Below are 13935 nucleotides of genomic sequence, written 5' to 3' on the forward strand. Positions count from 1 at the left end.
GAGCATGCAAACGAAAGCGGCCCGGGATCGCTCCCGGGCCGCTCGCGTCTTGATGCAGATCGGAGCTTAGTGCTCGACCTTCTCGGCCTCCGCCTCCACGGCGATGGCTTCCGGCAGCGGTTCCATCGCCTCTTCGCGGCTGGCCGCGAGGGCCTCGTCGCGCTTGTTGGCGATGCGCTGCAGGTTGCGCAGGTAGGAGCCCGTGCCGGCCGGGATCAGGCGGCCCACGATCACGTTCTCCTTCAGGCCTTCGAGCGTGTCGCTCTTGCCCTGGACCGAAGCCTCGGTGAGCACGCGGGTGGTTTCCTGGAACGACGCCGCCGAGATGAAGCTGCGGGTCTGCAGCGACGCCTTGGTGATGCCGAGCAGAACCGGCTGGGTGATCGCCGGGCGACCGCCGCGGGCCTCGGCCTTGGCGTTCTCCTCGTTGACCTCGGTCATGTCCAGGTGGTCGCCCTTGAGCAGGCCGGTATCGCCCGGCTCGAGGATCTCACCCTTTTGCAGCATCTGACGGACGATCGTCTCGATGTGCTTGTCGTTGATCGGCACGCCTTGCAGTCGATAGACGTCCTGGATCTCGTCCACGAGGAACTCGGCCAGGGCCTCGATGCCCAGGATGCGCAGGATGTCGTGCGGATCCGGGTTGCCGTCGATCAGGTACTCGCCCTTGCGGATGGTGTCGCCATCATGGACCGCAATGTGCTTGCCCTTCGGGATCAGGAACTCGACCGGTTCGCCACCATCCTCGGGGGTGATCTTGATCCGGCGCTTGTTCTTGTAGTCCCGACCGAATTCGACCCGGCCGTCCATCTCGGCGATGACCGCGCAGTCCTTCGGACGACGAGCTTCGAAGAGCTCGGCGACGCGCGGCAGACCACCGGTGATGTCGCGGGTCTTGGCGCTTTCCGTCGAGACGCGGGCCAGGACTTCACCCGGCTTGATCTCGTCGCCGTCGCCGACCGAGAGAATGGCCCCGACCGGCAGGAGGTAACGGGCCTCGCCGCCGTTGGAGATGCGCTTGTAGGCGCCGTTCTCGTCGAGCACGGCCATGGCCGGACGCAGGTCGCCGCCCTTGGTCGAGGCGCGCCAATCGATGACCACGCGGTTCGAGATACCGGTGGCTTCGTCGGCTTCCTCGCGGACCGAGATGTTCTCGACTAGGTCCTCGAAGCGGACGCGACCGCCCACTTCCGAGATGATCGGGTTCGAGTAGGGGTCCCATTCGGCCAGGCGCTGGCCGCGCTTGACCTGGTCGCCGTCCTTGACCTTCAGGCGCGTGCCGTACGGCGGCTTGTAGGATTCGCGGTCCTTGCCATCGACCTGGACGATGATCTGCAGGTTGCGGCTCATGACCACGAAGTCGCCGTCCGGAGCCTGGACGGTCATGCCGCCCACGATCCGCACCACGCCTTCGTTGCCGGTCTCGAAGAACGACTGCTCAGCCACCTGGGCGGTGCCGCCGATGTGGAAGGTCCGCATGGTGAGCTGGGTGCCCGGCTCGCCGATGGACTGGGCGGCGATGACGCCGACCGCTTCACCGATGTTGACCGGGGTGCCGCGGGCCAGGTCGCGACCGTAGCAGGCGCCGCAGACGCCGAGCTTGGCCTCGCAGGTCAGGACCGAACGGACCTTCACCGACTGGACGCCGGCGGCCTCGATCACATCGACCATGTTCTCGTCGAGGTAGGTGTCGGCCGGGACGATGACCTCGCCAGTGCCCGGATCCTTCACGTCTTCGGCGGCGAAACGGCCGAGGATGCGGGTCCCAAGCGAGACGAGGACGTCGCCGCCCTCGACAACGGCCCGCAGGGTGATGCCCCGAGTGGTGCCGCAGTCTTCCTCGTTGATGATGCAGTCCTGGGCCACGTCGACCAGACGACGGGTGAGGTAGCCGGAGTTGGCGGTCTTCAGCGCGGTGTCGGCCAGGCCCTTACGGGCGCCGTGGGTGGAGTTGAAGTACTCCTGGACGGACAGGCCTTCCTTGAAGTTCGAGATGATCGGCGTCTCGATGATCTCGCCGGACGGCTTGGCCATCAGGCCGCGCATACCGCCAAGCTGCTTCATCTGGGCCTGCGAACCGCGGGCGCCGGAGTTGGCCATCATGAAGACCGAGTTGATCTCCTTTTCACGGCCGGTCTCGTCCTTCTCGGCGGTCGAGATCTCGAGCATCATCTCGTCGGCGACGCGGTCGGTGGCCTTGGCCCACGCGTCGACGACCTTGTTGTACTTCTCGCCCTTGGTGATCAGGCCGTCGGCGTACTGCTGCTCATACTCCTCGACCAGCTTGCGGGTCTGGTCGACGATGCCCTTCTTCCGTTCCGGAATGACGATGTCGTCCTTGCCGAAGGAGATACCGGCCTTGGCGGCTTCCTTGAAGCCCAGAGCCATGATCTGGTCGGCGAAGATGACCGTCGCCTTCTGACCGCAGTGGCGGTAGACGGCGTCGATCAGGTTACCGATTTCCTTCTTGGTCAGGTTCTTTTCCAGAAGGCGGTGGCCGATGGCCGGATGCTTCGGGAAGAGCGCGACGATCTTCATCCGGCCCGGCGTGGTGTCGATCACCTTCCGGACCAGCTCGCCCTCGGCGTTCATCTCGGTGTGACGCGCCTTGATCTTGGTGTGCAGCGTCACGACGCCGGCGTCGAGCGCCGCGTCGATTTCACCGAGGTCGGCGAACAGCTTGCCCTCGCCCGGCTCGTTATCCTTGGCCAGCGACAGGTAGTAGAGGCCGAGAACGATGTCCTGCGACGGCACGATGATCGGGCGGCCGTTGGCGGGCGACAGGATGTTGTTCGTCGACATCATCAGCACGCGCGCTTCAAGCTGGGCTTCCAGCGAGAGCGGAACGTGCACGGCCATCTGGTCGCCGTCGAAGTCGGCGTTGAAGGCGGCGCAGACCAGCGGATGAAGCTGGATGGCCTTGCCCTCGATCAGCTTGGGTTCGAAGGCCTGGATGCCCAGACGGTGCAGGGTCGGCGCGCGGTTCAGCAGAACCGGGTGCTCGCGGATCACCTCGTCCAGGATGTCCCAGACCGCCGGCTGCTCGCGCTCGACCATGCGCTTGGACTGCTTGACGGTGCCCGACAGGCCCTTGGCGTCCAGGCGCGCATAGATGAACGGCTTGAACAGCTCGAGCGCCATCTTCTTCGGCAGGCCGCACTCGTGCAGCTTCAGCTCCGGACCGACGACGATGACCGAACGGCCCGAATAGTCGACGCGCTTGCCGAGCAGGTTCTGACGGAACCGGCCCTGCTTGCCCTTCAGCATGTCGGCAAGCGACTTCAGCGGACGCTTGTTGGCGCCGGTGATGACGCGGCCGCGGCGGCCGTTGTCGAACAGGGCGTCGACGGCTTCCTGCAGCATCCGCTTTTCGTTGCGGATGATGATGTCCGGCGCGCGCAGCTCGATGAGGCGCTTCAGGCGGTTGTTACGGTTGATGACCCGGCGATAGAGGTCGTTCAGGTCGGAGGTCGCGAAGCGGCCGCCGTCCAGCGGCACCAGCGGGCGCAGTTCCGGCGGGATGACCGGGACCACGGAGAGGATCATCCACTCGGCCTTGTTGCCGCTCTCGATGAAACTCTCGATGAGCTTCAGACGCTTGGACGTCTTCTTGAGCTTCATTTCCGAGGTGATGGTGAGGAGTTCCTCACGCAGACGATCGGCTTCCTTCGGAAGGTCGATGGCCTTCAGCAGGCCCTGGACCGCCTCGGCGCCGATTTCCGCGGTGAAGCTGTCGTCCCCGAACTCCTCCTGGTAGCGCATGTAGTCGTCTTCCGAGAGCAGTTGGTGCTGCTTCAGCGGGGTCAGACCCGGCTCGGTGACGATGTAGTATTCGAAGTACAGGACGCGCTCGATGTCCTTCAGCGCCATATCGAGCATCATCGCGATGCGGCTCGGCAGCGACTTCAGGAACCAGATGTGGGCGACCGGCGAGGCCAGTTCGATGTGGCCCATCCGCTCGCGCCGAACGCGCGCGAGGGTGACCTCGACGCCGCACTTTTCGCAGATGATGCCCTTGTACTTCATGCGCTTGTACTTGCCGCACAGGCACTCGTAGTCCTTCGTCGGACCGAAGATGCGGGCGCAGAAGAGGCCGTCACGCTCCGGCTTGAAGGTCCGGTAGTTGATGGTCTCGGGCTTCTTGATCTCGCCGAACGACCACGACCGGATCTTTTCCGGCGAGGCCAGCGCGATGCGGATGCGGTCGAAGGTCGGAGCGGCCTGGACCGGATTGAAGATATTCAGGACTTCCTGGTTCATCGATTTTCCAGTTCGTCAGTATTTCGAGAGGCGATGGAGAGGAGCTGACGGCCCCTCCCCTCGCACAAGCGGCGAAGTCGGAGAGCGGCCTCAGCCGTTCTCCAGCTCCACGTTCAGGCCGAGCGACCGCATTTCCTTCACGAGCACGTTGAAGCTTTCCGGGATGCCCGCTTCGAAGGTGTCGTCGCCGCGGACGATGGACTCGTAGACCTTGGTCCGGCCGGCCACGTCGTCGGACTTCACCGTCAGCATTTCCTGCAGGGTGTAGGCCGCGCCGTAGGCTTCCAGCGCCCACACTTCCATTTCCCCGAAGCGCTGACCGCCGAACTGCGCCTTACCGCCCAACGGCTGCTGGGTGACGAGCGAGTACGGGCCGATGGAGCGCGCGTGGATCTTGTCATCGACCAGGTGGTGCAGCTTCAGCATGTAGATGTAGCCGACCGTGACCGGACGCTTGAACTGCTCGCCGGTCTGGCCGTCGTACAGGATCGATTGGCCCGAACGCGCCAGGCCCGCCGATTCCAGCAGGTTCTCGATGTCGTCGATGTGCGCCCCGTCAAAGACCGGGGTCGCGAACGGCACGCCCTTCGAGAGGTTCTTGGCCAGCTCGATCAGTTCCTCTTCCGTGTCCGGAAGCTCCTGATCCCGCCCGTAGGTTTCGCGGAGGTGGTCGATCAGCGCCTGCTTCTGCCCGCCGTTCTGCCAGGCTTCCAACAGGTCGGCGATCTGCTTGCCGAGGCCTGCGGCCGCCCAACCCAGGTGGGTTTCGAAGATCTGGCCGACGTTCATCCGCGACGGCACGCCCAGCGGGTTCAGCACGATATCCACGTGCTGGCCGCTTTCCAGGTAGGGCATATCCTCGATCGGCAGGATCTTGGAGATGACCCCCTTGTTGCCGTGACGGCCGGCCATCTTGTCGCCCGGCTGCAGCTTGCGCTTCACGGCCACGAAGACCTTGACCATCTTCATGACGCCCGGAGGCAGTTCGTCGCCGCGCTGCAGCTTGTCGACCTTGTCCTCGAAACGACGGTCGAGGCGCTTGCGGGCCTCGTCGAACTGGCGGCGCATGGCCTCCAGCTCGCCCATCGCCTTCTCGTCGTCCATGGCGATCTGCCACCACAGGCCCGGCGCGATCTCTTCCAGCTTCTCGGCGGTGATCTCGCCGCGGCCCAGGCCCTTCGGGCCGGAGACGGCGGTCTTGCCGATCAGCAGGTCGCGCAGACGGATGGTCATGTTGCGGTTCAGGATCGCGAACTCGTCGTCGCGGTCCTTGCCCAGGCGGTCGATCTCGGCGCGCTCGATGGCCATCGCGCGCTCGTCCTTGTCCACACCGTGGCGGTTGAAGACGCGGACTTCGACGATCGTGCCGGCCACGCCCGGCGGCAGGCGCAGGGACGTGTCGCGGACGTCGGAGGCCTTTTCACCGAAGATGGCGCGCAGCAGCTTTTCTTCCGGCGTCATCGGGCTTTCGCCCTTCGGCGTGACCTTGCCGACCAGGATGTCGCCCGGCTGGACTTCGGCGCCGATCGCCACGATGCCCGCTTCGTCGAGGTTGCGCAGGGCTTCCTCGCCGACGTTCGGGATGTCGCGGGTGATCTCTTCCGGACCTAGCTTGGTGTCGCGGGCCATCACCTCGAACTCCTCGAGGTGGATCGAGGTGAAGATGTCGTCGCGCACGATGCGCTCGGAGATCAGGATCGAGTCCTCGAAGTTGTAGCCGTTCCACGGCATGAACGCGACGAGGGTGTTGCGGCCCAGCGCCAGTTCGCCCAGCTCGGTCGACGGGCCGTCGGCGATGACGTCGCCGGCCGAGACCCGGTCGCCCACGCGCACCAGCGGGCGCTGGTTGATGCAGGTCGAGGTGTTCGAGCGCTGGAACTTCTGCAGGCGGTAGATGTCGACGCCGGCCTTGGTCGGGTCGGTCTCTTCCGTCGCGCGGATGACGATCCGGGTGCCGTCGATCTGCTCGACCACGCCGGTGCGGCGGGCGACCACGACAGCGCCGGAGTCGACGGCCACGACCGCTTCCATGCCGGTGCCGACCAGCGGCGCATCCGACTGGATGAGCGGCACGGCCTGCTTCTGCATGTTCGAGCCCATGAGCGCGCGGTTGGCGTCATCGTTCTCGAGGAAGGGGATCAGCGAGGCGGCGACCGAGACGACCTGCTTGGGCGAAACGTCCATCAGATCGACGGTGTCCTTCGGCAGCAGCGAAGGTTCGCCGTTGATCCGGCCTGGGACCAGGTCCTCGACGATCTCGCCGCTGTCCAGCTTGATGTTGGCCTGGGCGATGACGTGCTTGGCCTCTTCCATCGCCGACATGTAGACGACCTCGTCGGTCGTCTTGCCGTCCTTGATGCGACGGTACGGGCTCTCGATGAAGCCGTACTTGTTCACCACGGCGTGGGTCGCCAGCGAGTTGATTAGGCCGATGTTCGGGCCTTCAGGCGTTTCGATCGGGCAGATCCGGCCGTAGTGGGTCGGGTGCACGTCGCGGACTTCGAAGCCCGCCCGCTCGCGGGTCAGACCGCCCGGGCCAAGGGCCGACAGGCGGCGCTTGTGGGTGATTTCCGACAGCGGGTTGGTCTGGTCCATGAACTGCGAGAGCTGCGAGGATCCGAAGAACTCGCGGACCGCCGCAGCGGCCGGCTTCGCATTGATCAGGTCGTGCGGCATGACCGTGTCGATATCGACCGAGCTCATGCGTTCCTTGATCGCGCGCTCCATGCGCAGCAGGCCGACGCGGTACTGGTTTTCCAGCAGCTCGCCCACCGAGCGGACCCGGCGGTTGCCGAGGTTGTCGATGTCGTCGATCTCGCCCTTGCCGTCGCGCAGGCCCACCAGGGTCTGCAGGACCGCCAGCACGTCGTCCTTGCGCAGGACGCGGACGTCGTCCGGACAGTCCAGCTCAAGGCGCATGTTCATCTTCACGCGGCCGACCGAGGACAGGTCGTAGCGCTCGGAGTCGAAGAACAGCGACTTGAACATAGCCTCGGCGGCTTCCACCGTCGGCGGCTCGCCCGGGCGCATGACGCGATAGATGTCGAACAGCGCGTCTTCGCGGCTGTTGTTCTTGTCGATACGCAGGGTGTTGCGGATGTAGGCGCCGACCGTGGCTTCGTCGACGTCGAGGATGTCGAGCTTGTCGAAGCCTTGTTCTTCGAGCGCGGTCAGCAGGGCCGCGTCGAGTTCGTCGCCGGCTTCGGCGTAGATTTCGCCGGTCTCGAAATTGACCAGGTCGCCGGCCAGGTAGCGGCCATAGAGCGCCTCGGGGGCCAGCAGCAGGTTCTTAAGGCCCGCGTCGGCGAACTTCTTGGCGTTACGGGCGGAGATCTTCTGGCCAGCCGGCGCCACTTCTTCGCCGGTGTCGGCGTCGATCAGGGCGTATTCCGGCTTGGCGCCGCGCCAACGCTCGGCCTTGTAGGGCGCAGTCCAGCCGCCCGGCGCGCCCTTCTTTTCGGCGCGCTTCTCGAAGGTCACGGTGTCGTAGAAGGTGGAGAGGATTTCCTCCCCGTCCATGCCCAGGCCCATCAGGAAGGTGGTGGCCGGCAGCTTGCGGCGGCGGTCGATGCGGACATAGACGATGTCCTTGGCGTCGAACTCGAAGTCGAGCCACGAGCCGCGATAAGGAATGACGCGGGCGGCGAACAGCAGCTTGCCCGAGGCGTGGGTCTTGCCCTTATCGTGGTCGAAGAACACGCCGGGCGAGCGGTGCATCTGGGAGACGATGACCCGCTGGGTGCCGTTGACGATGAAGGTGCCCTTCTCGGTCATGAGCGGGATGTCGCCCATGTAGACGTCCTGCTCCTTGATGTCCTTCACGGAGCGGGCGCCGGTCTCTTCGTCGGTTTCGAAGACGATGAGGCGCAGCTTGACCTTCAGCGGCGCGGCGAAGGTCATGTCGCGCTGGACGCACTCCTCGACGTCGTACTTCGGCTCTTCGAACTCGTAGGACACGTATTCGAGCACGGCGCGCTCGTTGAAGTCCTTGATCGGGAAGACCGACTTGAACACGGCCTCGACGCCTTCGTCGCGGCGGTCGGCCGGGCGCACTTCGCGCTGCAGGAACTGTTCGTAGGAGGAGCGCTGAACCTCGATCAGGTTCGGCATTTGCACGGCTTCGGGGATGCGGCCGAAAGACTTACGGATCCGCTTCTTTCCAGTGAAGGATTGCGCCATTTTGTTCCCTTGAGCGACGCGCCGAACGGTTTCCGCGCGCCAGGTCGTGTTGTCCTGCGTCCACCCTCGAACGCCCTTGCGGGCGCCGGACGCTGGAAGCCCCTGTTTCGCCAGGGGCGCTCCCTCGTATGGCCGGAGGGCGGCGGGCCATGCCTCGGAGCGTGCGCGCTTGAATAGTCGCCTGAGCGACGAATCCTAAATTTCGCGAAGAGAGCCACATAGGACTTTTATCAGCCAAAGGGAAGCCCTTTCGGCAAGAAAATGGAGCGGCGCTGCCGATCGCCGCGCCGCTCCATCTTTGCTTGCCCGGGCATATCCCGGGACACCTTCGATTTCTCGTTGGCTGCGGGGGAATAACCGTTCGTCCGAGGGGAAGTTCCGCAGTCGGGCCGAATGTGATCGCGCAACGGACGGCTTGACCCTGTAGTCGCTACAACCTCCATGAGACGCCATCGCGCCTCGGTGACAGGACCCTTCCTTGCCCACGACCAGAGCCTCCCTGCGTATCGCATTCCTCAGCCTTGCCGCCCTGGCCGGAACCTCGGCCGCCCAGGCCCAGGAACACGAGGGCGAAGTCGGCGAGGTCGAGGAACTGGTGGTGCAGGCCACTCGCACTGGCCGCCTGGCCAGGGACGAACCCATCAGGGTCGAGGTCGTGAGCCGCGAGGAGATCGAGGAGAAGGTGCTCATGCGACCGGGCAGCATCGCCATGCTGCTCAGCGAGACCGGCGGGCTGCGGGTGCAGACCACCTCCCCTAGCCTCGGCGCGGCGAACATCCGCGTCCAGGGAATGCGGGGCCGCTACACCCAACTCCTGGCCGATGGCCTGCCAATCTACGGCGGACAGGCCTCGTCGCTCGGCCTGCTGCAGATTCCGCCCACCGATCTTGGCCAGGTCGAGGTGATCAAGGGGGCGGCCTCGGCGCTCTATGGCCCATCCGCCCTTGGAGGCGTCATCAACCTCATCTCGCGCAGGCCAGGATCGCAGGCCGAGGGCGAGGTTCTGCTGAACCTGACCACACGCAACGGCCAGGACGTCACCGCCTATGCCGCCTCGCCCGCCGCTCAGGACGGCTGGAGCTATTCGCTCGTCGTCGGCGCCAGCCGCCAGAGCCGCCAGGACCTCGACGACGACGGCTGGGTCGACATGCCGGGCTATGATCGCTGGACCCTGCGCCCTCGCCTCTTTTGGGAAGGGGCGAACGGCGGCTCCGCCTTCTTCACTGTGGGCGTGATGGACGAGCAGCGACAGGGCGGAACCTCGCCTGGCCAGACGACTCCGGCGGGCGCGCCCTTCCTCGAAGCGCAGGACAGCCGGCGCTATGACGGGGGATTGGTCGTCCAGGCGCCGCTGGAAGGCCTTGGGACGCTGGGCCTGCGCGCCTCCGCCATGCGGCAGGAACACGATCACCGGTTCGGCGACGTGTTCGAAGACGATCGCCACGACACCTATTTCGCCGAGACCTCCTTATCCGGCCAAGCAGGCAAGACCTCGTGGGTCGGCGGCCTGGCCGTGCAGGCCGACCGCTATCGCTCCAAGACCTTCCCGGACTTCGACTACGCCTACACGGTCCCAGCCCTCTTTGTGCAGGCCGAACACGATCTTGCCGACGACCTCACAGTCGCCGGCAGCGCCCGCTGGGACGTCCACGATGAATACGGCTCCTATCTCAGCCCGCGCCTGTCGGTCCTGTACCGCCCCGGCCCCTGGACCTTCCGCGCCTCCCTCGGCCGCGGCTTCTACGCCCCCACGCCCTTCGTCGAGGAAATCGAGGCCACCGGCCTCTCGCGCCTGGAGCCCCTCGGAGATTTGAAAGCCGAGACCGCCGAGACAGCCTCACTTGAAGCCGGCTACGCCGCCGGGCCGTTCGAGGCCAACCTCACCCTCTTCGCCTCCGACATCAGCAACGCCGTCCAACTCCAGACGCTGGCCGACGAGGAGCGCGTCCGCCTCGTCAACGCCCGGGGCAAGACCCGCACCCGCGGCGCCGAGGCCCTGCTGCGCTATCGTTGGAACGATCTGACCGTCACCGGCAGCTACGTCTATGTAGACGCCGACGAGCCCGAGCCGGACATCTCTGGGCGGCGCACGATCCCCCTCACCCCACGACACACCGCCGGCATGGTCGCGATGTGGGAGCGGGAAGGCCGAGGTCGCCTCGGGCTCGAGGCCTACTACACCGGTCGGCAGGAACTGGAAGACAACCCGTACCGCCGTGAGGGCCGGCCCTATCTGGAGCTGGGTATCCTGGGCGAGCTGATCTTCGGCAGGACCAGCGTCTTCCTGAACCTTGAGAACCTGCTGGACGTCCGCCAGACCAAGTACGACCCGATGGTGCTTCCAGCGAGGGCGCCCGACGGCCGCTGGACGGTCGATGCCTGGGCGCCTACGGATGGCTTCGTCGCCAACGCTGGCGTGCGCGTGCGGTTCGGCGGCGATTAGCCGGAGGCGGACATGGCGCTGACGATCGGGGAACTGGCCAAGGCCACGGTCACGAAGGTCGAGACCATCAGGTATTACGAACGGATCGGCCTGCTGCCGGCGCCCGGCCGCACGACAGGCAACTATCGCGCATATGGCGAGGCCGAACTTGGCCGTCTGTCCTTCGTTCGCAGAGCTCGCGCCCTTGGCTTTCCGCTGGATCAGGTCCGCGAACTGCTGGCGATGGCCGACCAACCGGACCAATCCTGCGCTGCCGTGGACGAGTTAGCCAAGGCGCATCTGGCCGAGGTCGAACGGAAGATCGCCGATCTCCAGGCGCTCGGCCGCGAGCTCTCGGACCTGATCTCCCGCTGCAGCCACGGCGCCATCGGCGATTGCCGGATCATCGAGGCCCTCGCCCCGGCCAGGCGATAGAGTCCCTGTCCCGCGCCCCGGCAGTCCGCGGTCGGCTTCGATTTCGGCCATGCGAAACAAAAAAAGCGGGCCCGGAGGTTTCCCTCCGGGCCCGCCCGAAACGCGATAGCTCGCGGCTTCCGTCTTACTTGATTTGGACGGTCGCGCCGGCTTCTTCGAGCTTCTTCTTCACTTCTTCGGCGACTTGCTTCGAGACGTTCTCGACGACGTTCTGCGGAGCGCCTTCGACCAGGTCCTTGGCTTCCTTCAGGCCGAGGTCCGGACGGACGCCGCGGACTTCCTTGATCACGTTGATCTTCTTGTCGCCGCCGGCGGTCAGAACAACGGTGAACTCGGTTTGCTCTTCAGCGGCTTCGGCCGGAGCGGCAGCGCCACCGCCAACAGCGGCGACGGCGACCGGAGCGGCGGCCGAGACGCCCCACTTTTCTTCCAGCAGCTTCGAGAGTTCAGCAGCTTCCAGAACGGTCAGGGCCGACAGTTCTTCGACGATCTTTTCAAGCTTCGACATAGGTAGTGTCCTTACGGAAATAGAGGTTGTGTTCGGGAATGACGATCAGGCGGCGTCTTTGGCGGCATAAGCGCCCATGACGCGAGCCAGCTGACCGGCCGGAGCCTGCAGAACGCCGGCGACCTTGGTGGCCGGGGCTTGCAGAAGGCCGATGATCTTGCCGCGGAGCTGGTCCAGCGACGGCAGGGTCGCCAGGGCGGCGACGCCCTTCTGGTCCAGGACCTCGGTTCCCATGAAACCGCCGACGATGGCGAACTTGTCGTTCCCCTTGGCGAATTCAGAGGTGACCTTGGCGGCGGTGACGGGGTCCGACGCATAGGCGATGGCGACCGGGCCGGTGAACAGGGCGTCGCCCACTTCACCGATCGAGCCGTCCAGAGCCTTCTGCGCCAGGGTGTTCTTCACCACCTTCAGCGCCGCGCCTTCCTTGCGGAGGCGGAGGCGGAGATCAGTCATTTCCGCAACGGTCAGACCCAGGTTGTGGGTCACGACCACGGCGCCGGCGTCGGCAAAGACGCCCTTAAGCGCCTCGATCGACTCCTGCTTTTGAGCGCGGTCCATTGCGGTCTCCATACTCAAGCTTGGCCGCCGGACGATTCCGACGACCAGACACTCCATGCGCAAGCGAGCCCGCACGCGGAGCGCTAAAGCCTGTCCTGTTCGGAGAAGTCGCAGGCCCCGCGCCCATCGAAGCCGATGGCCGAAGGAACCTCATCTTCCCGTCTCCCCATGGCCGAGGAAGGGCTCTTCCTCGTGTTATGGTCCCCAGGCGGCCCCTGGTTCCCCACGGTTCTTGGACAGGATCGGGAAGGAAGCCTTCCCGTCCACGCCGCCCCTTGCGGAACGACGAAACTCTAGAAGGGGCGGCCTTTACACGCTCGGCCCTGAAAAGACAACTCCCGCCTCAGGGGCGCGGCCGCGTGGCGATCACCGCCGTGGTCAGCATCACCGCATAGCACCAGAGTACGAAGGCTCCGAACAGCGGCGCATGGTCGGCCGGGAAGTTCGGCAGCACCCGGGGGAAGAACACCGTGACGCCTGCGTCCAGCACCATCTGCGGCGCGACGAAGGAGACCAGGGCCGCAAGCCGATGCCGCGGCTCGATCTTGCGCAGGAACAGCAGCGTCGCCACCACCAGGCCCGTGCCGGAGATCGCCCCGCTGATCAGCAGGGTCCAGGCTGGCCTGTTCACCCATGCGCTGGGCAGCAGGCGCAACACCAGCGTCGAGACCGCCCAGACGAAGCTGCCCCGCGCCAGGAACCAAAGGTAGAGGTGCAGAACCCCTTTGGCCTGCGCCTCGGCGGCGTCTTCCGTCGCTAGCCCAGCCAAATCGATCCTCTCCCCTGCCCCCGGCGCATAAGACCTCGCCAAGGGCCAAAGAAAAAGGGAGCGGCCCTTAACGAACCGCTCCCTTCAAGCTCTTGCGAGATCGTCTGTGCTTAGGCGCCGACCGAACCGGTATCCACCTTGAAGCCCGGGCCCATCGTCGAGGACAGGCTGATCTTCTTGATGTAGGTGCCCTTGGCGCCAGACGGCTTGGCCCGGTTCAGGGCGTCCACCAGGGCGCGGACGTTGGCCAGGATGGCGTCTTCCGAGAACGAGGCCTTGCCGATGCCGGCATGGATGATGCCGGTCTTTTCGGTGCGGAACTCGATGGCGCCGCCCTTGGCGTCCTTCACGGCTTGGCCGACGTTCGGCGTCACGGTGCCGACGCGCGGGTTCGGCATCAGGCCGCGCGGGCCGAGCACCTTACCCAGACGGCCGACCAGGGCCATCATATCCGGCGTCGCGATCACGCGGTCGAATTCCATGAAGCCGCCTTGGATACGCTCCACCAGCTCTTCGGCCCCGACGATGTCGGCGCCGGCCGCGGTGGCTTCGGCAGCCTTGGCGTCCTTGGCGATGACGGCGACGCGGACGTCACGGCCGGTGCCCGAGGGCAGGTTCACCACGCCGCGGACCTGCTGGTCGGCGTGACGCGGGTCGACGCCCAGGTTGACGGCGATTTCGATGCTTTCGTCGAACTTGGCCTTGGCGTTGGCCTTGACCAGGGCGACGGCGGCTTCGACGGCGTGGGCGGCGTTGCGGTCGCCGGTCCAGGCCTGGATGCGCTTGGGTTGCTTAGCCATC

At 65.6% G+C, this 13935-nt stretch carries 8 protein-coding genes; 2 read left to right on the forward strand and 6 right to left on the reverse strand.

Annotated features, from left to right (window positions below):
- Window positions 1-66 precede the first annotated feature (66 nt).
- On the reverse strand, window positions 67-4260 hold the full coding sequence (gene rpoC / locus ABID41_RS14925; protein ID WP_331931932.1) for a DNA-directed RNA polymerase subunit beta': 4194 nt from the start codon (window positions 4258-4260) through the stop codon (window positions 67-69).
- Between the two features lie 90 nt (window positions 4261-4350).
- Complete coding sequence (gene rpoB, locus ABID41_RS14930; RefSeq protein ID WP_354297919.1) at window positions 4351-8439, reverse strand: DNA-directed RNA polymerase subunit beta; 4089 nt, start codon at window positions 8437-8439, stop codon at window positions 4351-4353.
- A gap of 478 nt (window positions 8440-8917) precedes the next feature.
- Between rpoB and ABID41_RS14935 the strand changes: the two genes are divergently transcribed.
- On the forward strand, window positions 8918-10882 hold the full coding sequence (locus ABID41_RS14935) for a TonB-dependent receptor plug domain-containing protein (RefSeq protein WP_354297920.1): 1965 nt from the start codon (window positions 8918-8920) through the stop codon (window positions 10880-10882).
- 12 nt (window positions 10883-10894) lie between these two features.
- Entirely contained in the window at window positions 10895-11296 is a 402-nt protein-coding gene (locus tag ABID41_RS14940) for a MerR family transcriptional regulator (protein WP_331931935.1), read from the forward strand.
- Between the two features lie 124 nt (window positions 11297-11420).
- Here ABID41_RS14940 and rplL read toward each other — a convergent pair whose 3' ends face one another.
- The 4 genes from rplL to rplA form a co-directional block, all read right to left on the reverse strand.
- Complete coding sequence (gene rplL, locus ABID41_RS14945) at window positions 11421-11804, reverse strand: 50S ribosomal protein L7/L12 (protein ID WP_331931905.1); 384 nt, start codon at window positions 11802-11804, stop codon at window positions 11421-11423.
- Between the two features lie 45 nt (window positions 11805-11849).
- Window positions 11850-12365, reverse strand: coding sequence for a 50S ribosomal protein L10 (gene rplJ, locus ABID41_RS14950; RefSeq protein ID WP_331931904.1), 516 nt, complete (start codon window positions 12363-12365; stop codon window positions 11850-11852).
- A 343-nt stretch (window positions 12366-12708) separates the two neighbouring features.
- The gene (locus tag ABID41_RS14955; RefSeq protein ID WP_354297921.1) at window positions 12709-13134 is read right to left on the reverse strand and encodes a DUF5367 family protein; all 426 of its coding nucleotides are present in this window, start codon (window positions 13132-13134) and stop codon (window positions 12709-12711) included.
- A gap of 110 nt (window positions 13135-13244) precedes the next feature.
- Window positions 13245-13934, reverse strand: a complete 690-nt coding sequence (gene rplA / locus ABID41_RS14960) for a 50S ribosomal protein L1 (RefSeq protein ID WP_331931902.1) — start codon at window positions 13932-13934, stop codon at window positions 13245-13247.
- Window position 13935: the final 1 nt, after the last annotated feature.

This window comes from Phenylobacterium koreense, from assembly GCF_040545335.1.
Taxonomy (GTDB): domain Bacteria; phylum Pseudomonadota; class Alphaproteobacteria; order Caulobacterales; family Caulobacteraceae; genus Phenylobacterium; species Phenylobacterium koreense.

What these genes read in the sequence shown, in the direction of transcription:
- rpoC (WP_331931932.1), bottom strand. Translation starts at nt 4,260, where the DNA reads ATGAACCAGGAAGTCCTGAATATCTTCAATCCGGTCCAGGCCGCTCCG.
- rpoB (WP_354297919.1), bottom strand. Translation starts at nt 8,439, where the DNA reads ATGGCGCAATCCTTCACTGGAAAGAAGCGGATCCGTAAGTCTTTCGGC.
- ABID41_RS14940 (WP_331931935.1), top strand. Translation starts at nt 10,895, where the DNA reads ATGGCGCTGACGATCGGGGAACTGGCCAAGGCCACGGTCACGAAGGTC.
- rplL (WP_331931905.1), bottom strand. Translation starts at nt 11,804, where the DNA reads ATGTCGAAGCTTGAAAAGATCGTCGAAGAACTGTCGGCCCTGACCGTT.
- rplJ (WP_331931904.1), bottom strand. Translation starts at nt 12,365, where the DNA reads ATGGACCGCGCTCAAAAGCAGGAGTCGATCGAGGCGCTTAAGGGCGTC.
- rplA (WP_331931902.1), bottom strand. Translation starts at nt 13,934, where the DNA reads ATGGCTAAGCAACCCAAGCGCATCCAGGCCTGGACCGGCGACCGCAAC.